The following is a 23,434-nucleotide window of genomic DNA, read 5'->3' as shown; positions in this document are numbered from 1 at the left end:
GATGCAGGGAGCCGTAACAACCGCGTCAGGCTCACTTTAATAAATTGATTTTCAAAGTAAAGAAAATGAGCAACAGTCGGACTGACCATTGCTCATTAGTTACTGCGAACGGCACCCTGAATTTAATCAGCGTTGAACTTATAACCCACCCCTTTAATGGTCTGGATGTGGTGGTCGCCCACTTTCTCGCGCACTTTGCGCACGTGCACGTCCACGGTGCGGGCCAGCACAAACACGTCGTTGCCCCAAATATTCTGCAGCAATTCTTCGCGGTTGAAAACTTTGTGGGGCGAGGCGGCCAAAAATGCCAGCAGCTCAAATTCCTTCTTGGGCAGCGTGATTTTGCGGCCTTCCTGGTACACGGCAAAGCCGGTGCGGTCGATGCGCAAGCCGTTGATGTCGATGGCATCAATAGTGCCGTGGGGGTCCTGGTCGCGGCGCTTCACGGCAGCCAGGCGGCCGAGCAGGGCCCGCGGCTTAATGGGTTTGGCGATAAAGTCGTCGGCCCCAGCGTCAAAAGCCGCAACTTCTGAGAATTCCTCGGCCCGCGCCGTGAGGAACAAGATGTAGGTTTCCTTGAACTTGGGCTGCTCGCGCAGAAGCCGGCAGGTGGCAATGCCGTCGAGGTTGGGCATCATCACATCGAGTAGGATGATGTCGGGGTTGAACTCTGCGGCAACTTCTAAGGCTTTGCGGCCGTCGCTGGCAGAAGCCGTCCGGTAGCCTTCCTTTTTCAGGTTGAACTCCAGCAGTTCAACGATATCCGGGTCGTCGTCAACGACCAGAATCTTGTATACGGGCGTTTGAGGAGTAGTCACGGCGTTGGGGCTTAAATGAAGCAAGGCATTGCTGCTGCAAAAGTACCGCTTGCCGCGCCTATGGCTATGTTACGATTGTGTGACCTACTTTCTTCATGGCCGCGCCAGCCGCAGCGCCACGGGTTAGCGCACCCGGTTCAGCGGCGACTTCAGGCCCTGGTATTTCACCATGTCCACCTTCACTGTTCCCACAAACATTTCGGCCTGAAACAGCACCGGAATCTTGTTTCGGTCATCGGAGAGGTACACGGAAATCGCATTCTCGCCCCGAAACAGCTTGTTGTTGGGCAGCTTCGGCACCAGCTTGAAGGTGTGGATGTCGCCGGCCAAGGTTTCCACAATTTGCCGGCCCTTGTACGTGACCTCAAGCATGAAATTATCGCCGTCGAGAAAGCCGGGCACTTTGATGACTTCGCCCACGCGCATCTTGTTAAAATCGAACGTGCGCAGGTAGTAAAAGCCGCTCACCAGCTCCAGGGTGTTGTTGGCCACCTTCACGGTGGTGCGCTTTGGGGTGTTTTTGTTGTGCACTTCCACCTCCGCCAGGTCGTTGATGTGGTCGTACGTGACGGTTTCCTTTTTGCGGTAGTTCTTCTCGGCAATGTCGCGCTGCGAGCGCAGGGGCAAAATGCTGGTGGTGTCGATGTAAGCCCGCCACTGGTCGCGGATGCGCAAAAAGAAATCAAACGAACCCGTGGTGCGGCCGCTCACGGTGGCTTTGTAGCAGGGCCGGTCGTTCACGCGCTCCAGGCTGCCCGCGGTTTCCACCGTGGCTTCGCCACCGTTGATGAGGCCGTAATGCACCGTGTACCGGATGACTTCGCCCCGCCCAAAACTGGACTGCGGAATGCTGCGCACGGCATCGCCGGGGCCCAAAACAGGTTGCGTGGCAGCCAGCAACAGTAAAAGTGCGGGGGTTAAAAGAAGCCAGCGGCGATTCATAAATCGTAACAGAAGGGGAAGCTGAACCGGCCTAAACAAACGCAATGCCAGCCTCGGATTCCTCAAATATACAGACACAAAAAAGCCCGCTGCGGTTTGCGGCGGGCTTTCTATTACGGTGCGCAATCTACTCAGGTTGAACCCGGATTAGAGCGTGTCTTCGCCGTCATCCTCGATGCTCATGTCCACGGGAATGACGTCTTCGTCGCCCTTGGCCATGGCCCGGATTTTGGCTTCAATTTCGGCGGCCAGCTCAGGGTTGTCGAGCAGCAACGTTTTCACGGCTTCGCGGCCCTGGCCAATCTTGGTATCGCCGTAGTTGAACCACGAGCCCGACTTGCCGATGATGCCCATGTCGACGCCAAGGTCCACAATCTCACCGACTTTCGAAATGCCCTGACCGTAGATGATGTCGAACTCGACCACCTTGAAGGGCGGCGCTACTTTGTTCTTCACCACCTTCACCTTGGTGCGGTTGCCGGTCACGTTGTCCTTGTCTTCCTTGATTTGGCCGATACGACGAATGTCGAGGCGCACCGAAGCGTAGAATTTCAGGGCGTTACCACCGGTCGTGGTTTCGGGCGAGCCGAACATCACGCCGATTTTCTCACGGAGCTGGTTGATGAACACGCAGCAGCAGCCGGTCTTGTTGATGGTGCCGGTGAGCTTGCGCAGGGCTTGGCTCATGAGGCGGGCGTGCAGGCCCACTTTCGAGTCGCCCATGTCGCCTTCCAATTCGCCTTTCGGCACCAGAGCGGCCACGGAGTCAATTACGATGATGTCAATCGCACCCGACGAAATCAGCTGGTCGGCGATTTCGAGGGCTTGCTCGCCGTTGTCGGGCTGGGCGATGAGCAGGTTGCTGGTGTCGATGCCCAGCTTCTCGGCGTAGGATTTGTCGAAGGCGTGCTCGGCGTCGATGAATGCGGCCATGCCGCCCTTCTTCTGCGCCTCGGCAATCATGTGCATGGTCAGCGTGGTCTTACCCGACGATTCCGGGCCGTAGATTTCAATCACGCGGCCCCGGGGCACCCCGCCAATGCCGAGGGCAATGTCGAGCGAGAGCGAACCAGTACTGATGCTCGGAATGTCGCCCACTTTGTTGTCGCTGAGCTTCATCACGGTGCCTTTGCCGTAGGCTTTGTCCAGCTTATCGAGCGTGAGCTGGAGGGCTTTCATTTTTTCGGCCGCGACGTTCATATCGCCTTTTTCAGCCTTTTCGACTTTCTCAGCTTTCGGGGCTGTTCTGGTAGCTAGTGCCATGTGGGGTTATTGGGGAAAAAGGGATTAGGTTTGGTAAAGTTAAGGGTTTTGGAGCCGTCGCAATCAGATAAATCTATCCCCTGGTAAAGACGCTAAATAGCCTCTTTGGGGACGGCTTTTTCTAACACAATGCCTAACGGTTTCGTGCCGTTGGAAGTGGAAATATATGGTGAATTATCTAAGAATTTTAGTTGGCCTTGTGGCTGTGCTAATTACAGTGGGAGAAGCGCGTGCGCAACTGGATAATCGGGCGTTTACAAGTCCCACGCCAGGGGCACTGCGCGACAGTGTAGCGGTATTGGAGGGGAACGATACGCGCGCGCAATCCGACTCAATCAACCGAAAAGCCCAAGCTTTCCAAAAAGGTGACGTGCGGATTTCGCTCTACGCTTTCGTCTTCTTCAAAGACAACGAGTACTTCAACAAGATTATCGAAGGCTACACGCTCTACGGCACGCAACTGAACCCGCAGCTCGTCTATTACCCCACCAAAAACCTGCGCCTAGAGGGCGGGGTTTTTCTTTGGAAAGACTTCGGCAACCCGGTGTTGCAGCAGGTGCGTCCCACGTTCCGCGCCACTTGGACGCAAGGCAAGCAACAGATAATCCTGGGGAACATCCGGCCGCATCTTCATCATAATTACATCGAGCCAATGCTCAATTTCGAGCGGGTGATGCTGAACCCATTGGAAGAGGGCATCCAGGTGCGCTACAATGGTACGCGGCTGTTTGTGGACCAATGGGTAGACTGGCAGCGCCAGCAGTACCGCTACAGCAATTTTCAGGAGGAAGTAGCCGGCGGCGTAAGCAGCAGCTACCGCATCAGCCCCGATGGCAGCCGGTGGCACGTGGCCATTCCGTTTCAGTTCACGGCCACCCACCGCGGCGGGCAGATTGATACCCTGGACCGGCCCCTGCGCACATCGTTCAACGAGGCCCTGGGGCTGGAAGCGCGGTACCGGTTTACCGGGCCTGCCCTGCAAGCGGTGCGCTTCAACGGCTACGTGCTCGGTTTTCAGAACTACTCGTTCACGCCCGGCCAATTCCCCTTCAAGTACGGCCGCGCGCTGTACCTGAACGCCACGCTCGAAAGCAAATTAGTGGATGTGATGGTGAGTTACTGGCAGGGTTCGCGCTTCGTTGCGCCGCTGGGTGGCGACTTGTACCAGAGCGCCTCGCGCACGGTGTCAAACCCGGACTTCCTGGACCCAAAGCGGCAGTTGGTTTTTGTGCGCCTCATGCGCGACATCCGCATCTCCGACGCAGCCGCGCTTACGGCGCGGGTAGAGCCGGTGTTCGACCTGAATACCGGGCTGCTGGATTATTCCCTGGCGATGTACTTGAACTTCCGGCAGGAATGGCTGCTGGGCAACGTTGGCAAGCGCGCCCGCGTGGGGCAATAACAGCCCCCCGCAAAGCACACGGACGTGCCCGAACGCTCTACTTGAGCGGTTTTCAGTTTCCGTTGCCAGCGCGGGAAAGCCAGAAGCGGCGGATATTACTTACCGCATCGGAGTTCCGGAACCAGCCGGGACGTTTTGGCGGTATTTCGAGCACAAAGCCGGCTGCCCGTGCCACGGCTTGGCCGCGCTCGTTGTCGGCGTAGCACCGGATGAGGAGGCGCTGACTGCCCACGGCTTCAAAGCCAAACACCACAATGGCGCCCAAAGCCTCGCGGGCGTAGCCCTGGCCTTCGGCTCCTGCCCCCAGATAATACCCTATTTCGGCCTGGCCCTTTTGTTGGGGCATGATGCAAATGTCGCCGAGGTAAATGGCTGAAACCCGGTGCCACAAGCCAAATACGTAGAAGCGGCCCGTTTGCCAGTCGGTGCTGAAATCGTGCAGGGCCTTGGCGGCGTCGTTGGGCGTGCGCACGGCCTGCAGGCGGTCGGGAAACGATGCGCGGAACCGGTCCCGGTTGCCCTCGAGCAGGTCAAAAAAGGCCGGCGCGTCGCTCAGCTCATACGGCCGTAGGCACAGGCGGGTAGTGAAGAGTGGAGTTCGAGGCAGCATGAATGCGTTGGGTACAAAGGGAGTCCGCCCACCAATCAAAACGGCAGTCTAAGACGAAGGATAACCGCAGACTCCCCATTTTGACTAAAAAGCGGCCGCTACAACGATAAGTTAAATGCAAAAAAAGCCGCTTCTGTCTGACAGAAGCGGCTTTTGCTACAAACTGAAATGGGGGTTTATTTATTCACGCCCTCGTATTGGCTGGGGCTGCCCAGCGCTTGCTGCGTGCGCATCACATTCACCTGCCGAGCGGCCTCGTTGAAAAACTCCAGCCGGCGAATGAGCATTTCCTTCACCAACACGCGGCCCTCGGGCGTGCGCATGGTGCCGCGCTTGTCGGCCAGCACGCGCGCCATGGCCGCCAGGGTCTGGCCTTCGTGCTTCATAAATTGCTGCTGAAATTCAGCCAGCCGGGCCACGCCGGTGGCGGTGAGCACAAAGTCTTCGCCGGCGCCTTGGTTCAGCACTTCGCACAGCACGTACACTTCAATGGGCAGGCTGGTTTCGAGGGAAGTGGTGCGCAGCTCCAGGCCAGCGGCCAGAGCGTCGAGGATGATGCGCACGTTGCGCTCAAATTGCTGGTAATAGGCTTGGGCTTCCATTCTTTTTTTACGAGGGAGACAACAAAGAACGTCATGCTGAGTGAAGTCGAAGCATCTCTACTTTGGCAGTAATTGATTTACTACTGCGATAGAGATGCTTCGACTTCGCTCAGCATGACGTTCTTTTCATAGTTTTTACAATAACTCTTTCACAATCTGTTCCACGCCAATGCCCTCGGCTTCGGCTTTGAAGTTGCGCACGAGGCGGTGGCGCAGAATGGGCACAGCCACGGCGCGCACGTCCTCAATATCGGGCGAGTACTTGCCGTTGAGCAGGGCGTTGCACTTGGCGCCCACAATGAGGTGCTGCGAGGCCCTTGGGCCCGCACCCCACTCCAGCAATTGGGTGGCGCGGGGTGCAGCGCGCTCGCTGCCGGGGCGGGTTTTGTGCACGAGGCTCACGGCGTATTCCACCACGTTATCGGCTACGGGCACGCGGCGCACCAGTTCCTGAAAGGCCTGAATGTCGGCGGCGTGCAGCACTTTGTTTACCGTGTGCTTGCGGTCTGAAGTCGTATTTCTGACGATGCTCAACTCCTCGGCGTAGGTGGGGTAGCCCAACTCGATGTTGAACATAAAGCGGTCGAGCTGCGCTTCGGGCAGCGGGTACGTGCCTTCCTGCTCGATGGGGTTTTGCGTGGCCAGTACAAAAAACGGGCGCGCCAGAGGGTAGCGCTGGCCAGCCACGGTCACGGCGTATTCCTGCATCGATTCGAGCAGGGCGGCCTGGGTTTTAGGCGGCGTACGGTTGATTTCGTCGGCCAGAATGATGTTGGCGAACACGGGGCCTTTCACGAAATGGAAGTCCCGCTGCTGGTTCATGGTTTCCGAACCCACGATGTCGGAAGGCATCAAATCCGGCGTGAACTGGATGCGGTTGAACGACAAATCCAGCGAATCGGCAATGGTTTGAATCAGCAGGGTTTTGGCCAGGCCGGGCACACCTACCAAAAGGCTGTGGCCCTGCGAAAACACGGCGGTAAGCACCAGCCGCACCACTTCGTCTTGGCCCACGATGACTTTGCCAATTTCCTGGCGCAGCTTCTGAAAGGAGGCGGCCAGCGCATCGGCGGCTTCTTTGTCGGAGGGAAATTGGGCCATTCGGAATGCTTCGGAATCTAAGGGAAAGGAAAGCGTCATCCTAAGCGCCGCGAAGGACCTGCTCACGTTCAAACGGTTTGTTTCGACGCAAGCAGGTCCTTCGCGGCGCTTAGGATGACAAAAAGAAGGGCATTGGGTTTTATCGTTCGGCTACGTCCAGCACCTTACACTGGGCGTATTCGGGCGCAATTTCCAAATACACCGTGCCTCGGTTCTGGAGGAACCACTCGTCGAGCGCTTTGTTGCGCTTTTCGTTGAGCGCAGCGGCCGCGATTTTCTGGTAATCTTCCTGCAGGTTGGCTTGGTGGGGCGCGGTGTTCGATTTCAGCCACAGAATACGCATGGCGTCCTTGCCGTCGTCGGTGCGGTAAGGCAGGGGCGGGGTGATGCTGCCCACCTTCATGGTGTCGATGGTGAAGAACACGGCCGGGTCCAGCTTGTCGAGGGGCAGGCGAGTGCCGCCGTCTTGGCGGTTTTGGAGCAAGCCGCCGTTGCCGCCGGTGGTTTTGTCCGAAGAGTACTCCTTGGCTGCTTTGGCAAAGCTGATGCTGTCGGACAAGATTTGGCGGCGCAGCTTGGTGAGGGTTTTGGCCGCCGCGCTGGCGTCGGCCGTGCCGGTTTCGGGCTTGAGCAGAATGTGCCGCGTCGAAAAGGTGTTGCCCTTGCGCTCAATAAACTGGATGAGGTGGAAGCCGAATTGCGACTGCACCACCGGCGAAAGCTGGCCGGGCTCCAGTTTCATGGAAGCCGCTTCGTACTCCGGCACCAGCTCGCCGCGCTTGAAAAAGCCGAGGTAGCCGCCTTCTTTGGCCGAGCCGGGGTCTTCGGAATACTGCTTGGCTAGGGTAGCAAAATCGGCCCCGCCCTGAATCTGTGCCCGGATGTCATTGAGCTTGGCCAGGGCTGCCTGCTTGGCTTTGTCGTTCACCTGCGCCAGAATGATGATTTCGCCCACTTCTACTTCGGTGCTAAAGTAGGGCAGGCTGTCCTTGGGCACTTTGCTGAAATACTGCGCCACTTCGCGCGGGGTCACCGTCACCTTGCCAGTGATGGTTTGCTGCATTTCCTGCTGCGTGAGCTGGTCTTTTACCTGGGGCCTGAGGTCGTCCTTTAGGGATTTGATGGACTTGCCGTATTGCTCTTCCAAGCGTTTTTCCGAGCCGATTTGCTGCACAAAATAGGCCATGCGGCGGTCTACTTCGCTGTTCACGCGCTGGTCGGTCACGGTAACGGAGTCAACTTCGGCCCGGGCCAACATGAGCTTGTTCAGCACGAGGCTCTGCAGGATTTTGCATTTCAAATCCGGCGGCAGCGCCTTTCCTTCGGCACGGGCTATTTCCTGGGAGTAAATAAGCTCCACATCGGACTGAAGCACAATCTGATTGTCAACTTTCACTACAATGCCGTCGAGCAATTGCTGGCCTTTGGGCCGGGTAATGCCCAATTGGGCCTGTGAGGTGGGGGCAAAGCCGAGTAACAGCAGCAGCGTAAGCAAGGTCAACGCCGTTGCGCGATTCACTTTAAAAAGCATAGAGTAGTAATGTAAAGCCTGACGGCCCAATGCCGGGGCTTGCGCCACGAATGCATAACACACAAACGGGCCCGCAAATTTCACGATAAATCCGTGGGCAGACAAAAACAAGGAGGCGGCCCGGCTTCGGAAGGTTGCAGCGGCCCCAAACAGGTAACAGCGCGGCGCTAGCCGTGAACGGTTTAGACTAAACCATTCGTTGCTAACGCCGCGCTGCGAAGGACCTATTTCGTAACGAGCTTGTTTACCTCTGCCTCGTTCACTTTAACGGGGCGGGTGGTGCGCATTTCCGTAATCCACTCTTTTTCCAGGTACGTCTGGTAGTCGGAAGTAGCCTGGCCACGGGCTTCAGCCAATGTTTTGGGGCCGGCAGGCAGCATCTTGTCGATGGTAACGGCATTGTAACGGCCGTCTTTGGGCACAGTGTAAGTGCCGGGGCCTTTGACTATCAGCTCATCTACTAGCTTGTTGTCGCCTTTCTGGAATACTCTTTGGGTTATTTGCACCGACAGCGGATTCTTCTGGTTCAACTCGGCTTCAATGGCGGTTGGGTTGCCGGTCACCATCGCTACCTGCACGCCAGCGGTGGAACTTGCAGCAGTTGGCGCTGCCTTGCTGATGCGGGAAGCCGGTATGCCGCGTGCCAGCAGGTAACTGGCTGCCGATTCGGCGCGGGCGCGGGCGAGGCTGGCTTTTTCGCCTTTTTTCACGCGGCCGGTAAGGGTTACACGGGCCAAGGTGTCTTGTAGCATGCGATTGGCTACTTCCCCAAGTGTATTGCCCGCGCCTTTGCCCACAGTGGCGGTGCCAGTAGAGTAAAGCACGGCTTTGGGGACGTTCTGGGTAACGGGGAAACGTGCCGCCTTCAACTCTTTTTGCGCCCGAGCCAGCAAGGCCGGCGTAGCTGCGCTAACCACGGTGCCTTGCACGCGCTGCTCCCACTGGTATTTGTCCTGGTTTGCCGCGAAGTACTTCTTCAGGCCCACGGTGTCTTCGATGGCCTTGCTCCATACTTTCTCGTCCATCAATTGGAAGAGCAGAATGCCGTCGCGGTATTCTTTCACCAGCATGCGGTAGTCCTCGTATTTGGTTTCGAGGTTGTTTTTCTCAAACTCCGTCAGGGACTGCTCCACGTACTGGTCGTAGAGTTGCTGCATGGCAAACGACGGCTCTGCGCCAGCGCGGGGGCGCTGGTTTTGCTGCACAAAGGCCAAGAAATCAGCCGCGTAATACGGCTTGTTTTTGATGGTGAACAGAATCAGCTTGCCACCGCTCGTCTTAGCCTGCGCGGGTTTCATGCCCTCGCCGGCCGCCATTTGGTACTTGAAACGGCCGGCTACCAAAGAGGTGTCGGCCTTGCCGAAGATGTAGAGCTTGGCTGCCGGAATTTCCATGAACTGGTTTTCCTGGCGCACGCGCTTGAGGAAAGCGGCTTTGTTGAGCTCTGAGCGGGAGTCTTTGGCGACTTTACTTTTCAAGCTGGGCTCCATATCGGCGAACTGGGCCAAGGGCTGGCGCTCAATCAGCTTGATGACGTGCCAGCCGTAGGGCGTTTGCACCGGGGCCGAAATATCGCCAGGCTTTTGCAGCTTGAAGGCCACTTCTTCAAACGACGGAATCATGCGGCCCGTGCCGAAGGGGGGCAATTCACCGCCGTTGGCTGCCGAGCCCGCGTCTTCCGAAAACTGCGCCACAAGCTTGTCCCAGTTTTCGCCTTTTTTCAAGCGGTTGTACAATTCGTCTGCCTTCTTCTTGGCCGTGAGCGAGTCGGCTTTGGGGGCGTTTGCGTTCATGCGAATCATGAGGTGCGCCACCTTGATTTCGCCCTGCGCGGCCCGCCTATCGTTCACCTTGATAATGTGGTAGCCAAAGCGCGTGCGGATGGGCGCCGAAACTTGGCCCACGGGCGTGGTGTAAGCCGCCGATTCGAAGGGGTACACCATCTGCATGGCCGTGAAGTAGCCCAGCTTCCCGTCGTTTTCCTTGGCCGACGGGTCTTCGCTTAGGGTACGGGCCAGCTGCGCAAAATCGGCTCCGCCCACTACCTGCTGGCGAATGCCTTGGATTTTTTGGAACGCCGCCAGCGTGTCCTGCGGTGTAGCATCGGGCGTGACGCGGATGAGGATGTGCGAGGCATTTACTTCCTGGCTCATGCGGTCGTAGGCCTCGCGCACCAGCTTATCGGTTACGCTCTTCTCCGTGAGGTAGGGTTGCGAAAGCTGCTGGCGGTAGCCATCAAGCTCGCGCTTGAAGGCCTGCGTGGTATCGAGGCCGCGCTGTTCTGCTTCCAGCACCTTGAGGCGGAAGTTGGTGTACAGGTCTAAGTAGTCGGTTACGCTTTGGCGGGTGCCATAGTCGGGAGCCGAACTGTTGTTTTTGCGGTAGACGTAAGCAAACTCGTTGGCCGGTACCGGATAATTTCCCAGTGTTTCGACGGCGGGGCCGGCAGCAGCAGAAGCGGTGGCGGCCGAAGTAGCGGGTTTGGAGGCCTGGCAGCCAGCCAGCAGTGTTACGACGGCGGTGCCGGCGTACAGAATGCGTTTGTGCATATTAACAGGTAGGGGACGATAGCGCCAAAGAAAAAGCAGCCAATAGCGCGGGCATAAAAGTACCAGTGCGAAATTAACTAATTTTTGAAGGGAAACGAAGCGAACGGGAAGCTTGGGGAAATTGACTCGCCGCTTCCCGAACAGGTTGGAAAAAAGAACGTCATGCCGAGCGGAGCCGGCGCTTCGTTGCTGCAGACACAATCCAATTACTTGGATTGGTTACGCAGCAAAGATGCTTCGACTTCGCCCGGCATGACGGGCTGGGTGGCTGTTACGCCAAATGCTTGCTCAGGTGGCAAACGGTGTGGTTGCCGCGAGTGAAAAATACTACCCTGTCCATGAGCCGGTTCACCAGCGTCATCCCCATGCCCCCCTTGCGGCCCTGGCGGATATAGTCGCGCAAATCGGGGTTTTGGTGGGGTTCGGGCAGGTAAATGGTGTCGCCATTGTCGGTGATTTCCACATTCAGCTCGTGCTCCTTGATGTCTATCTTCAGGTCCAGGAACTGGCTTTCGTCTTCACCGTTGGCGTGAATAATAAAGTTGGCCACCACCTCGTCCACGGCCAACACCACTTGGTTGATGGCGATTTCGGGCAGCTGCCGGTTGCTGAGGTAAGTCCGCACGAAGTCACGCACCTGCTGGAGGTGGCTGCGTGAGCAAGCAATGCGGAGGGCGGATTTCATCGTTGAGGGATGAATTATGAGCTTGAACCGGCTAAACCAATTCAATCCTCATAGTTCAACTTAAGCAGCTTCGGCTTCGGTGGCGGTGGGCACGATGGTCATCAATGCGTCCAGGCCCAAGATTTCAAATACGTTGAAAACCTTCTCCTGCATGTTAAAAAACACGAGTTTCACGTGGGCATCCTGAAAACGCTGCAGATGCGAGATGAAAACCCCCAGGCCAGCCGAAGAAATGTAGCTGAGCTTGGCGCAATCAATCAGCACCTTGCGGTAGTCGAGAATATCGGGTTTGGCCAGCTCAGTATCAAGAACAATGGCGGAGCTAGCGTCCAGCTCGCCGTCCAGTAGGAGGGTGAGCGTATCGGCGGTGGGTTGGGCAGTAACTTTCATAATGAGGGCGATACGTCAGGCTCACTGTGGGGGTTGAGCGGACTTGAATTTAATAACCAGCAGGGTCTGGTCGTCGTGGATGGGAAAGCCGTGCGTAAATGCGTTTAAGTCTCTTAGTATAAATGACTTGATTTCTTCGGCATTCTGGAAATAAGTTTCCTCCAAGCGCAACTTAAGTCGGTCTTCGCCGTATTCGGCGCCGCCCTCGCCCCGGGCCTCCACGATGCCGTCGGTGTAAATCACCATCACATCGCCGGGACTGTAATCGTAAAACTGGTTTTTGATGTGCTTCTCGTACGTGTCGTTTCGAATGATGCCCAAGCCCAAACCGGTCGATTCGAAATAAAAGACTTCTTCGCGCAGGGCGTGGTAGTAAAGCGTGTGGCAGTGCCCGGCGCGGGCAAATACAAAACCGCCCTGCTCGTAGTCAATGATGTAGAGCGAGGAGGTGATGAAGCAGGATTTTTCGAGGCAGTGGGCCAGGGCGGTGTTGGCTTGGGTCATAAACCGGCTGGGCACCGGAAATTTGTCGCGCTCGTTCTTCGCCAGCGGGTTTTCCTGCATCAGCGAATGAAAGATGCCTTTCATCTGGGCCATGTGGAAGGCCGCCGTCACGCCCTTGCCGCTCACGTCGCCGATGATAACGGCCAGCCGGCGGCCGGGCAAGTGCAGGAAGTCATAAAAATCGCCGCCCACCTCTTTGGCGGCCAAGGAATGCGAGCTGATTTCAAACCAGTTATCCGTCGGCAGGTTCTTCGGAATCAGGCTGTCCTGCACTTGGGAAGCAATCTTGAGCTCTTCCTGGGTGCGCTGGTTTTCGAGCGAAGTATGCACCAGTTCCAGGTTTTCGATGCTGAGCACCGCTTGGCTGGTGAAGGTTTGCAGGATGCTCAGGTCCTCCCGGTCGAAGGTGTGCGGCTCCGCTTTCAGCAGGTGCAGCATGCCGTAGTTGTAGTGCAGCCCGCGCAGCGGCAGTTGCAGCAACGAGCGGAACGCCTGCGGCATGCCTGCGAAGCCAGGCCGCAGGTTCAGGTCGTTGGTAATGAATTCGCCTTCCGGCAGCTCATGCCCTTTCAGCAGCTCCCGCAGAACGTTTACTTGGTTGGGCGCCAAGTTGTAGTAATACGTGGCTTCGGCCGCATCAATGCCGGCGTGACCGGGGTCGAGGTCGAGCCAGGCCGCTTCGGCCTGCACGGTTTGCACCGCCGATTCCAGGAGAATGTTGTAGACCTCCGCCGACGTCTGGCCGCGCTGGATAATCTGGGTGAGGCGCTGCAGGCGCAGGATTTCGTTGCGCCGCTGCTCGATGATATCGGCAATGGGCATGTTGAAAAACGTGACCAGCAAGCCCATCAAGGCGTAGAAAGCCGAGAAAAAAGCCGTCAGCAGCAAGAAAGCATACTGGGGTTTCGGGGCAATGAGCTGCGGGTCGACCTGTGTGACGCGGAAATATTGCACAAACACCAGCACGCCGAACAGCAGGCCCGCTTGCAGCAACACTGCGTTCCACTTGTCGCGCTGGCTGAGGTAAGCCACCCATTTTTGGTGCCCGCTGAGGTAAATGCCATATAGACCAAGCAACACCACAATGGGAATGCCAATGTAGTCGGGCGGATTCACGCCTACCAAGCGGAACAGCAACGTGGCCCCCAGCATCATTTCAAACAGGGTCCATTCGCGTTGGAGCCGGGCCGAGGAACGGAACAGCACCAGCGCCCGCCACGCGTAGTTGGTGCGGGCCAGAAAAATGACGAACAACCCCAGATTGAGGGTGTAAATGCAAGTGAAGAAGAGACTGTTGCCGCTGAAAATGGGCTCGTCCTTCGCCTGGCGCTCCAGTAAGTGCAGGCCCACACAGGCCAGGGCCAGAAGGCCTGGCCCCAGGAGCAAGCGCCGCAGCAGCTTCACAAATGCCTGGCCCTGCAAGGGCGACGGCTGGTACCGGTAGTACAAAAAGACACTCAGCACAAACGCCGCCTGGGTCAGCTGCGTCGTCCACTGGGGCCAGTTGCCCAGCCACGGCTCGGCTCCCGAGTGGCTGAGCGCACTAAGCAGCAGCAGCACCCAAGTAAGCAGGCTGAATGGGAGGAGGGAAAAGAGTAAGCGTTTAGGCACAGAATAAAACCAGGAATAACACAAGTGCACCAGCCCGCTGCATCTGCAAAGACGCTCAATCGGCATGCAAGATACAATCAGCCCTGAGAAACCAACCCGCGCCTAGTGCAACAAGCACAACGGGCAACCCCAGCATAAGCCAGCGTTGCCCGTTGGGTATCAATACGTCGTTTAATGGCCTTACCGGCTTGAATAGTTCGGGGCCTCGCGGGTGATTTGCACGTCGTGCGGGTGCGATTCGCGCAGGCCCGCCCCGGTGATGCGCACAAACTGCGCCGCTTGCAGCGCCTCCATGTTGGCGGCGCCCACGTAGCCCATGCCGGCGCGCAAGCCGCCCGCCAGCTGGTATATCACCTCCGATACGTTGCCTTTGAACGGCACGCGGCCCACAATGCCCTCGGGCACCAGCTTCTTCACGTCGTCCTCGGCATCCTGGAAGTACCGGTCTTTGCTGCCGTCTTCCATGGCTTCTACCGAGCCCATGCCGCGGTACGATTTGTACTTGCGGCCTTCGTAAATAATCAGCTCGCCGGGGGCTTCCTCGGTGCCGGCCAGCAGCGAGCCCACCATCACGGCGGCGGCACCGCCGGCCAGAGCCTTCACCACATCGCCGGAAAACTTGATGCCGCCATCGGCTACCAGCGTCACGCCGGTGCCTTCCAGGCCGCGGGCCGCTTCGAGCACGGCCGAGAGCTGCGGCACCCCAATGCCGGCAATGATGCGCGTGGTGCAAATGGAGCCGGGTCCCACGCCCACCTTCACGCAGTCGGCGCCGGCATCGGCCAGGGCGCGGGCGCCCGCGGCGGTGGCCACGTTGCCGGCCATCACGTCGAGCGTCGGGTAAGCGGCTTTGATGGCGCGCACGGCATCCATTACGCCCTTGGAGTGGCCGTGAGCGGTATCGAGACTCACAATGTCGACGCCAGCTTCAACGAGTGCGGCGACGCGCTGGAGCAAGTCAGGCGTCACGCCCACTGCGGCGCCTACACGGAGGCGGCCCTGGCTGTCTTTGCTCGCGTGCGGGGCGCGGCGGCGCTTGCGAATGTCTTTGTAGGTCATCAATCCCGCCAGGCGGCCGTCGCTGTCTACCAAAGGCAACTTGTCCACTTTGCTGTCGGTGAGCAACTGTTCGGCGGCGGCCTGGTCGATGCCGGCGGGGGCCGTGACGAGGCGGGACAGTGGAATCATTACCGTGGTCACGGGCTGGCTGAGGTCTTTCTCGAAGCGCAGGTCGCGGTTGGTAAGAATGCCTTCCAGCCGGCGGCCGTCGCTGATGATGGGAATGCCGCCGATGCCGTGCTTGCGCATCAGCTGGCGGGCATCGGCCAGCGTGTTTGTGGGCATCAGGGTGAACGGGTCCTGAATCAGGGCCGATTCGCTGCGCTTGACGCGGCGCACCTGGTCGGCCTGCGCCTTGATGGACATATTCTTATGAATGATGCCTAGGCCGCCTTCCTGTGCCAGCGCAATGGCCATGTCCGACTCCGTAACGGTGTCCATGGCCGCCGAAATGAGCGGGGTTTGCAGCCGAATGTTGGGGGTGAGGCGGGTGCCGGTGTCGCAGTCTCGGGGCAGTACCTCGGAGTAGGCTGGGAGCAGCAGTACGTCGTCGTAGGTCAGCGCCTCGAAGGCAATTTTGGGGGTTGCGGAATCCGCCATAGCAAAAGGGGTTGGGGGTTGGGGCCTTTTGCCAGGCAAAGGTACGGCGAGAAGTTGAGTTAGCGCCTCGCTAACTCCCAGCTGGAAATTACTCTTTTGCGAATTTCACCACCTTTACCTCGTTGCCAGCCGTTATCCGCGACAGATAAAGCCCCGCCGCTAAGCCGCGCAAATTCACCGCCTCGCCATGGTGCACGGCGGTTCGGAGCACCGTCCGGCCGCGCGCATCGGTGATTTCGAGCTTGGCTTCGGCCAAAGAAACCGGGAATGCTATGCGCAGTTCCTGCGCGGCCGGATTGGGGTACACGCTGGCCGACAGCCGCTGGCTGTGGCGAACCGGCGTGGCGGTAGCCGGCGCGAATAGGAAGTTGTAGGCCGCTGGGAATTCCCGATTCCAAAACCATTCGGCGTGCTGGCCATCGGCGCGCGGGTTGAAGCTCAGGTTGGCAGCCGGCACGCCGCCGCGCAGCAGCGAATCGCGCATGGCGGCCATGTTGGGCACCATGGAGGTGCTTTCGGTGGTGCCGCTCACGAAATAGAAGCGGGTGTTCGGGTTGGCCGGGTGCTGGTGCACGTACTCGAACAACGGCTGGGACGCAAACCAGTAAGCCGGCGAAAACACGCCCACCTTGCCAAAAACCGTGGGGTGGCGCAAGGCCGCGTACGTGGCGATGAGCGCGCCCATGCTGGAGCCGGCAATGCCGGTATTTTCGCGGGTGGCCAGCGTGCGGTAGTTGGTGTCGATGTACGGTTTGAGGGTTTGAACGAGGAAGTCGAGGTACAAGTCGCCCTGGCCGCCGCCGTTCTGCGGGTTGTTCCAGGGCGAGTATTCGTCGAGGCGGCTGCCCCCGCCGTTGTCGATGGCCACCACGATGCAGCCCGTGGGGTCCTGGCCGTTGGTTTGGAGAAGGTTCAGGGTTTCGTCTACGCCCCACTCCCCGGCAAAGGCGGTGAGGTTGTCGAATACGTTCTGGCCATCCTGCATATACAGCACCGGGTAGCGGCGCCCGCTGGTGGCGTAGCCCGGCGGCAGGTACAGCCACACGCGCCGGGTGCGCCCCAGCTGCGGCATCTGAAACGTGGTGGAAATGACGCTGACGTTGGCCGCCGCCGTGGACTGGCCGCCCCCCGGGGTGCCGCCGGCCAGGTCTTCCCAGTTCAATACTTGGTGCAGCACTGGCCCGGGGCTGCTGCCGAAAGTGAACGTCCGGTTCGGCACCTGGCCGTTACTAGCCGTAGTTTCTACCGAGGCCCAGGCCCCGCGGGTGAATTTGTATTCGATGGTGCCCGTGGCCGCGGGCAGCGTGATTTGGTAGCTGCCATCGGCGTTGCGGGTGAGCAGATGGGCGGCGCTGGCGGGGTTCCAGCTATTGAAAGAGCCGGCCATGTAAATGGTGGCATTGGCCGGGGTGTTGGCCGGCACGGCGGTGATTTTGAACGTTACCTGCGCCTGCGCCGTGAGCCCAAGTAAAAAGAGGAGAAACGAGAAGAGCTTTTTCATCGGCTGGAATGCGGCGCGGAGCGTGTTGGGTGGGATTTGTGGGGCGCGAAGGTACGGCAATGGCCTCAGCCCCGCGCATTTCGGTTGCGCCCGCAAACAATTCGCGGCCGCAAGCCGTCTTAGCACCTACCATTTCCCAATACGAATTGTATGCCTGATTCCACCCCCCAAACCTGGTTTATCACCGGGGCGTCGTCCGGCTTTGGCGAAGCCCTGGCTACTTATATTCTGGAGCAAGGCGGCCGTGTGGCCGCTACCTTTCGCCAGCCCGGGCAAGCCGAGGCGTTTACATCCCAAGCGCCCGGCCGCACCTTGGGCCTGGTGTGCGACGTGACCAACGAAGCACAGGTGAAAACCGCCGTGGCCGATGCCATTGCCCATTTCGACCACCTCGACGTGGTCGTGAACAATGCCGGCTACGGCTCCATGGGCAGCATCGAAGAGGTGCCCGCCGAGGAAGTGCAGCGGCAGTTCGACGTGAACGTGTTCGGCGCGCTGCACGTGCTGCGGGCCGTGCTGCCGCATCTGCGGGCGCGCCGGTCGGGCCATATTCTCAACATCACCAGCATCGGCGGCCTGCGGGCGTTTCCCGGCGTGGGCGTGTACAATGCTTCCAAATTTGCGCTCGAAGGCATCGGCGAGAGCTTGTCGCTGCAACTGGCACCGCTGGGCATTCACGTCACCAACGTCGAGCCCAGCGGTTTCCGCACAAAATGGGCAGGCGAGTCGGCCACCTTCGCCGATACCAAAATTGACGATTATCAGGCCACTGTGGGCGAAAACATGCGCGCCATCCAGGGCTACAGCGGCCGCCAGCCCGGCGACCCCGTGCGCGCCGCCAAGGCCATGTACGACGTCGTGCAACTAACCAAGCCGCCCCTGCACCTGCCCCTGGGCAAAGCCGCAGTGAAAGGCGCCCGCGAGAAGTTTGCCGCCCTCAGTCAGGAACTGGAGCAGTACGCCGCGATGGGCGATGCTGCCGATTTCCCGGCCGGTGGATAAGAGTTGCGCCCAGCGAAGCTTCCGGTTTTGAAGCCGGTGGCTCGCCAGGCGCTACGCTTGGTAAGCTCAAACGAACGGCTGCTGCTGGCGCCGCGTATCTTCGCCCCATGCCCCTTTCTGCCAACGATTACGAAGCTACTTCCTGGGAAGACCTGCAACGCCTGCTCTTTCAGGATACCTGGGACGGGGGCCTGGGGCGGTTCCGTTCGCCGTTTGTGTACCGCGGGAGCCGTTCGCGCCACTACCAGCTCAATACCAGCGTGCAGCGCCTCGGGGGCGAATACCACAAGCTGGAAAACCACCTGCTGCGGAATTTCCGCAAGTACGCCCACGACACCACCCAAACCATTCAGGCGGCCAGCACCTGGGACTGGCTGGCCCTGGCCCAGCACCACGGCCTGCCCACGCGCCTGCTCGACTGGACTTACTCGCCCTACGTGGCCCTGCATTTCGCCACCGACGACCTCGAAGCCTACCACGAAGACGGCATTATTTGGGCCCTCAACTACGTAAAAGCCGCCGAGCACCTGCCCCAGCGCCTGCGCCAGGCCCTGCAAACCGAAGGCTCCAACGTGTTTACTTCGGAGCTCCTGCAGCCCCTGGCCAGCAGCCTGGGCGAGCTGGAAGAGCTGCAGGACGTGCCCTACGTGCTGTTTCTCGAGCCGCCAAGCCTCGACGCCCGCATCGTGCACCAGTACGCGTTGTTCTCGCTGATGAGCACGGCCCAAAGCGTGCTGCACGACTGGCTGACGGAACGCCCCGAGCTGTATTTCCGCATCGTTATTCCCGCCCGCCTGAAGTGGGAAGTGCGCGATAAGCTCGACCAAGCCAACATCACGGAGCGGGTGTTGTTGCCCGGCCTCGGCGGGCTGAGCCGCTGGCTGCATCGGCATTACTCGCCCGCCCGCGGCCGGGACGCCAGCGGTCCGGGCAGCGAGTTGCCGGGCTAGCCAACAAGCGGAAGCAGCTATCAGCGGCGCACCAAGGCAAGATGGTTGGGTCGAGCCACGGCCACGCTCACTTGCACCGCATTGCGGGCCAGGGAAGCGCCCGCCGACCCCGCCGCCTGGGTCTGGTGCAGGTAAGCCATTTCCACGGTGGCGTGGCGGCTGACGCGGTAGCCCAGGCCCGCACTTGCGCGGTTTTCTTCCAAAAAGCTCCGCCCTTCGCGCCGACCCAGGCCGGCAAATACTTCATTGCCCACCACCAGGAACACGCCGCCGATGGGCAGCGTCCCGCCCGCCCGCAACGGCAGCACCAGTCGCAATTGGTAGCGCAGGCGCGGGGCAAACCGAAAGGCGGCTTCCGGTGTGGCGCGCAGCCACCGCTCTTCGGCCCGCAGGCGGTGGCCGGCGCGTATGGCCCCGGTGGCGTCGTTCACAGCTACTTCCTGATACAGGCGGTGTTCGGGAGTGGTGGACTCGTCGCCGCTGGCGCGGCATTCGTTTGCCGCCAGCACGTAGCCCGTGGTGAGGCTGAAATTAGGGGATACGTTCAAGCGGAAGCCCAGGCGGCCGAGCTGCTGGGCAGTGAGTTGAGCATTGCTCTGGCGCGTCTCCACTTCCGAGTACATGCTCCAGCGGCCGCGCAGGGGCAAATCGGCGCTGAGTTTCATCCACCCCACGGGTGCCCCTCCGCCGCCACCTTGGCCCTGGGCCGTGCCAGTAAGTAGAGCCAGAATGAATGAGGAGAAGAGGTGTTTCATACCCCAATTACGCACCGGTCGGCCAACGTTACGCAATTGTTACCTCATAAATTACCGGTTTTTGAGTAATGATAACATTGGCTATTAGTCCGTAACGAAAACCGGCTACTGGCCCAGCCGCTTTTTGGTGAGTTTGGTGGGAATGTGCTCCATGGGTTTGTCGGGCCAGGGATGCCGGGGGTAGCGGCCCTTCAAGTCCTTGCGCACCTCGAAGTAGCCCCGTTCCCAAAAGCTGCGCAGGTCGCGCGTGACCTGCGCCGGCCGCCCGCCCGGCGACAGCAGGTGCAACAGCAGCGGCACGCGCCCGCCGGCCACAGTGGGCGTCTCGGTAAGGCCAAATAGCTCTTGCAGCTTCACGGCAAGCACCGGGGCGGCCGGGTCGCTGTAGTCCAAGGCAATGTGCGAGCCACTGGGTACTTCCAGCGCGGCCGGGGCCAAGCGGTCGAGCACTTGGCGTTGGTTCCAACCGCCGGGCAGGCGCGCCAGCAGCGGCTCGGTCAGGTTGAGACGCTGCACATCAGCCAGGGTTTTGAGGCCGGTGAGGTGCGGGCCCAGCCACTCCGTAAGCTCCCGGGTCAAGGTTTTATCATTGAAAGTGGGCCACTCTTCCCCGGGGTTTGCTTCGGATGCGGGGAACTGCTGATGCAGAAATTCCAGTCGTTGCTGTAGCTGCCGGGCCTCGGCCGTCCAGTTCAATTTGCTCAAACCCGCTTCCTGCAAATACGTACCCAGGGCCTGGCTGACCAGCGCCGGGTCGGGCTGGCCAATAACCGCCTCCGAAAGCAATAACGCCCCCAGCCGGCGCACGCGGCGGCCACTTACGCGCTGGGCCGCAACGTCGTAGCCCACTTCGTCGGTGGTGGTAATCTGGTCGGCGAAGGCCAGTTCCAGTTCGTCTTTGCCCAGCGGCGCGGCCAACGTAGCGCGGGGCGCCGCCGCCGTGCCGGCCAGGTGAGCCACCGCAAAGAACTCGGCCTGCGGGTCCACATCCGTCGTGTTCAAGCTCACGCGCTGGCCCGTTACGAGGCGGAGCCGGTCATGGGTTTCGCGCTGGGCCAAGCGGTCGGGGTACGCCAGCGCCGTGAGCAACCCAACGGGCGCCTGCGCGGCCGAATAGCCAGCCGCGGCCGGCGCCTGCCGCTGTCGGGCTTGCAGGTTGCGGGCCACGTCGCGTACGCGCTGCAGCGTGGCGTGGTGCAGCGCCAGGCCGGGCAGCGGCGGCCGGCCGCTTTCCAACGCCTCCAGGCGCAGGCGCAAATCCGGCAGCATCGGGCGGGTATCGGTTGGCGAAGCCCAGCGCAGCAGGTCGCGCTCGGCCAGTAATGCGGCCAGCGCGCCCGCCGCCGCGCCGTAGCCCAACTCCTGGCCGCGCACCACCAAGTGTCCAAGGCGGGGCGGCAGGCCCAGCGCCGCCAACTGCCGGCCGTGCGGCGTGACTTTGGTCTCGTTAGCCAACGCTCCCAGCCGCAGCAACAGCTCCCGGGCTTGCGCGAAGGCGGCCACCGGCGGCACATCCAGCCACCGCAAGCCGGTTGGCTCCGTCGCTCCCCACAGGGCCAGTTCCAGCACCAGGCTGCTTAGGTCGGCGGTGTGGATTTCGGGCGGGCGGTGGGCAGGCAGGTTGTGGTGCTCGGCTTCGGTCCAGAGGCGGTAGCAGGTGCCGGGGGCCAGGCGGCCGGCGCGGCCCCGGCGCTGGTCGGCCGCGGCGCGGGCCACGGGCACGGTTTCCAGGGTAGTGAAGCCGGTGCGGGGCACAAAGCGCGGCACCCGCGCAAACCCGCCGTCAATCACCACCCGCACGCCTTCAATGGTGAGGCTGGTTTCGGCAATGCTGGTGGCCAGGATGACCTTGCGGCGCCCGGCGCGGGCGGGGCGCAGGGCGGCGTCCTGGGTTTCGAGCGGCAACTCGCCGTGCAGCAAGTGCAGGTCAACGGTATCGGCCAGGGCGTCGGTGAGCTTGCCGGCACTCCGCTGCAAGTCCCCCACGCCGGGCAGAAATACCAGAATGTCGCCCTCGGCGTGGGTATTCAGGGCCGCGCGCACCTGGGCGGGCACCAGCTCGGCCAGCCGCTCGTTGGGCTTGTTGGGCAGCGAAGAAGCGCGGCGCGGGTCGAGGTAGTGAGTGTCAATCGGAAACAAAAAACCGGCCGAGGACACCACCGGGGCGGGCAGCCATTGGCCCAGGCGCTGGGCCTCCAGCGTAGCACTCATTATCAGAATCCGCAGGTCGGGCCGCAGCACGGCTTGTGCATCCAGGGCCAGGGCCAGCCCCAAATCGGCATTGAGGCTGCGCTCGTGAAATTCGTCGAACACCACGGCCGCCACGCCTTCCAGCGCCGGGTCGTCCTGAATCATGCGCGTGAGAATGCCTTCGGTGATGACTTCCACCCGGGTTTCCTGGCTCACTTTGCTATCCAGCCGCACCCGATAGCCGATGGTGCGGCCCACGGGCTCACCCAGTAGCTGCGCCAGGCGGGCGGCGGCCCCGCGCACGGCCAACTGGCGGGGTTCGAGCACCAGAATTTTATCGTCCGGATTCCGCCAGCTGGCGGCCAAAAGCTCCAGCGGCACCACGGTGGTCTTGCCCGCGCCGGGGGGGGCTTCCAGCACCACGCGGGCATTGCTGGCCAGGGCAGCCCGCAACGCGGGCAGGGCCGCAATGATGGGCAATTCGGGCAGCGGCGGCAGGATAAAGGCAGGTTTCACCCACCAAAATTACACCCGCTGCATCGGCCACAGCTCCACGCTCACGGGGCCGCCGGCGTGCAGCACGGGCAGTCCAGCGGGCGTAGGCAGGCCGTGGCTCTCTATTAGCGATGATTCGAAGTGCAGCACATTGGCCGAGGACAGGGGCCACGGTGCATGCGCCACCCGGCCCCGGTAGAGCTTGGTGTGCGCCTTATTGCTGGCATAAAGGCAGTAGCGCTCCGTGAGAAAAAAGGCCAATGAGCCGGGCTCGGCGGGCGGCAACGGCGCGCCCACCGTCCAGGTGGCGCGGAAAGTGGCGGCCGGGGCGCTTGGGTGGGTGCGTTGGGCCCGGAACTGGCGCAGCTGCGGGCTAGGGCTGTCCAAGCTCATGTTGGCACGCAGGTAGGGCAGGTTAAAAAACGTGCGGGCCGCCCACACGGCCAGCGCATTGGTGGCATCGAGCGAGAAAAACCACACGCCCGGCACGCCATCGAGGTGCACGTAGGTGCGCACGTTCAGCTCCAGAAATTCATTGGCGCCCGGCACCGGCGGGCTGATGCGGGTACGCACTTTCGACATGCGAAACGGTACCACCGCCAGCCAAGCCATGCCGTCGTAGGTGTCGATGGTCAGCCGCGGCGGCAGGTAGGGCTGAAGCAGTTCGGCCGGAACCGGCCAGTGCATGAACAGCAAGTCGCCCCATTCCTGGCGCAGTAATGGCGTGCCGGCCGGCCGGTCGCGCAGTGCCACCCTGGCGGATAGGGTAGGGGCGCCCGCATCGGCCAGCAGCGCGGAGGAGAGAGAGAAATCGGGCATGGGTAGCGGAAAGCAGCAGGATATGTGCCTTCAACGAACCCAACTCCTAAACGAC

General features: G+C 60.6%; 19 protein-coding genes. 3 read left to right on the top strand and 16 right to left on the bottom strand.

Features of this window, described 5'->3' with window-relative positions; all coding sequences use genetic code 11:
• Positions 1-122: 122 nt before the first annotated feature.
• The 3 genes from I2I05_RS17315 to recA form a co-directional block, all read right to left on the bottom strand.
• Positions 123-818: a response regulator transcription factor gene (locus tag I2I05_RS17315; protein ID WP_196283512.1), complete on the bottom strand. Its 696-nt coding sequence runs from the start codon at positions 816-818 to the stop codon at positions 123-125.
• Between the two features lie 123 nt (positions 819-941).
• The gene (locus I2I05_RS17310) at positions 942-1,760 is read right to left on the bottom strand and encodes a DUF3108 domain-containing protein (RefSeq protein WP_196283511.1); all 819 of its coding nucleotides are present in this window, start codon (positions 1,758-1,760) and stop codon (positions 942-944) included.
• Between the two features lie 147 nt (positions 1,761-1,907).
• Positions 1,908-2,960: a recombinase RecA gene (gene recA / locus I2I05_RS17305; protein ID WP_196283543.1), complete on the bottom strand. Its 1,053-nt coding sequence runs from the start codon at positions 2,958-2,960 to the stop codon at positions 1,908-1,910.
• 433 nt (positions 2,961-3,393) lie between these two features.
• Between recA and I2I05_RS17300 the strand changes: the two genes are divergently transcribed.
• Complete coding sequence (locus I2I05_RS17300; RefSeq protein WP_196283510.1) at positions 3,394-4,425, top strand: hypothetical protein; 1,032 nt, start codon at positions 3,394-3,396, stop codon at positions 4,423-4,425.
• Positions 4,426-4,477: 52 nt separating this feature from the next.
• Here I2I05_RS17300 and I2I05_RS17295 read toward each other — a convergent pair whose 3' ends face one another.
• From I2I05_RS17295 to I2I05_RS17250, 10 genes are all read right to left on the bottom strand, one after another.
• Entirely contained in the window at positions 4,478-5,035 is a 558-nt protein-coding gene (locus I2I05_RS17295; protein WP_196283509.1) for a GNAT family N-acetyltransferase, read from the bottom strand.
• A 176-nt stretch (positions 5,036-5,211) separates the two neighbouring features.
• Positions 5,212-5,637: a hypothetical protein gene (locus I2I05_RS17290; RefSeq protein WP_196283508.1), complete on the bottom strand. Its 426-nt coding sequence runs from the start codon at positions 5,635-5,637 to the stop codon at positions 5,212-5,214.
• A gap of 135 nt (positions 5,638-5,772) precedes the next feature.
• Positions 5,773-6,738, bottom strand: a complete 966-nt coding sequence (locus I2I05_RS17285; protein ID WP_196283507.1) for an AAA family ATPase — start codon at positions 6,736-6,738, stop codon at positions 5,773-5,775.
• A 139-nt stretch (positions 6,739-6,877) separates the two neighbouring features.
• Positions 6,878-8,269: a peptidylprolyl isomerase gene (locus I2I05_RS17280; RefSeq protein WP_196283506.1), complete on the bottom strand. Its 1,392-nt coding sequence runs from the start codon at positions 8,267-8,269 to the stop codon at positions 6,878-6,880.
• A 224-nt stretch (positions 8,270-8,493) separates the two neighbouring features.
• The gene (locus tag I2I05_RS17275) at positions 8,494-10,818 is read right to left on the bottom strand and encodes a peptidylprolyl isomerase (RefSeq protein ID WP_196283505.1); all 2,325 of its coding nucleotides are present in this window, start codon (positions 10,816-10,818) and stop codon (positions 8,494-8,496) included.
• A 271-nt stretch (positions 10,819-11,089) separates the two neighbouring features.
• Positions 11,090-11,503: an ATP-binding protein gene (locus I2I05_RS17270; RefSeq protein ID WP_196283504.1), complete on the bottom strand. Its 414-nt coding sequence runs from the start codon at positions 11,501-11,503 to the stop codon at positions 11,090-11,092.
• A 60-nt stretch (positions 11,504-11,563) separates the two neighbouring features.
• Entirely contained in the window at positions 11,564-11,893 is a 330-nt protein-coding gene (locus I2I05_RS17265; RefSeq protein ID WP_196283503.1) for an STAS domain-containing protein, read from the bottom strand.
• A 21-nt stretch (positions 11,894-11,914) separates the two neighbouring features.
• Positions 11,915-14,008, bottom strand: a complete 2,094-nt coding sequence (locus tag I2I05_RS22375; RefSeq protein ID WP_196283502.1) for a PP2C family protein-serine/threonine phosphatase — start codon at positions 14,006-14,008, stop codon at positions 11,915-11,917.
• Between the two features lie 180 nt (positions 14,009-14,188).
• Entirely contained in the window at positions 14,189-15,667 is a 1,479-nt protein-coding gene (gene guaB, locus I2I05_RS17255; RefSeq protein WP_196283501.1) for an IMP dehydrogenase, read from the bottom strand.
• Between the two features lie 88 nt (positions 15,668-15,755).
• Positions 15,756-17,168, bottom strand: a complete 1,413-nt coding sequence (locus I2I05_RS17250; protein WP_196283500.1) for an alpha/beta hydrolase-fold protein — start codon at positions 17,166-17,168, stop codon at positions 15,756-15,758.
• A 150-nt stretch (positions 17,169-17,318) separates the two neighbouring features.
• Here I2I05_RS17250 and I2I05_RS17245 point away from each other — a divergent pair, with 150 nt between their 5' ends.
• Both I2I05_RS17245 and I2I05_RS17240 read left to right on the top strand, forming a co-directional pair.
• Positions 17,319-18,170 (top strand): oxidoreductase, encoded by an 852-nt coding sequence (locus I2I05_RS17245; RefSeq protein ID WP_196283499.1) that lies wholly within the window; start codon positions 17,319-17,321, stop codon positions 18,168-18,170.
• Positions 18,171-18,277: 107 nt separating this feature from the next.
• Positions 18,278-19,120: an FRG domain-containing protein gene (locus I2I05_RS17240; protein WP_196283498.1), complete on the top strand. Its 843-nt coding sequence runs from the start codon at positions 18,278-18,280 to the stop codon at positions 19,118-19,120.
• Positions 19,121-19,140: 20 nt separating this feature from the next.
• Here I2I05_RS17240 and I2I05_RS17235 read toward each other — a convergent pair whose 3' ends face one another.
• The 3 genes from I2I05_RS17235 to I2I05_RS17225 all read right to left on the bottom strand — a co-directional run bounded on the left by I2I05_RS17235 (position 19,141) and on the right by I2I05_RS17225 (position 23,379).
• On the bottom strand, positions 19,141-19,875 hold the full coding sequence (locus I2I05_RS17235; RefSeq protein WP_196283497.1) for a DUF2490 domain-containing protein: 735 nt from the start codon (positions 19,873-19,875) through the stop codon (positions 19,141-19,143).
• 105 nt (positions 19,876-19,980) lie between these two features.
• Positions 19,981-22,581, bottom strand: a complete 2,601-nt coding sequence (gene hrpB, locus I2I05_RS17230) for an ATP-dependent helicase HrpB (protein ID WP_317192369.1) — start codon at positions 22,579-22,581, stop codon at positions 19,981-19,983.
• A 9-nt stretch (positions 22,582-22,590) separates the two neighbouring features.
• Positions 22,591-23,379, bottom strand: coding sequence for a YqjF family protein (locus I2I05_RS17225; protein WP_196283496.1), 789 nt, complete (start codon positions 23,377-23,379; stop codon positions 22,591-22,593).
• Between the last annotated feature and the right edge of the window lie 55 nt (positions 23,380-23,434).

The sequence above is a fragment of the Hymenobacter jeongseonensis genome (assembly GCF_015694725.1).
Classification (GTDB): Bacteria; Bacteroidota; Bacteroidia; order Cytophagales; family Hymenobacteraceae; genus Hymenobacter; species Hymenobacter jeongseonensis.
The sequence above is the reverse complement of the archived record's forward strand: the minus strand, read 5'-3'. Positions and strand labels throughout refer to the sequence as shown.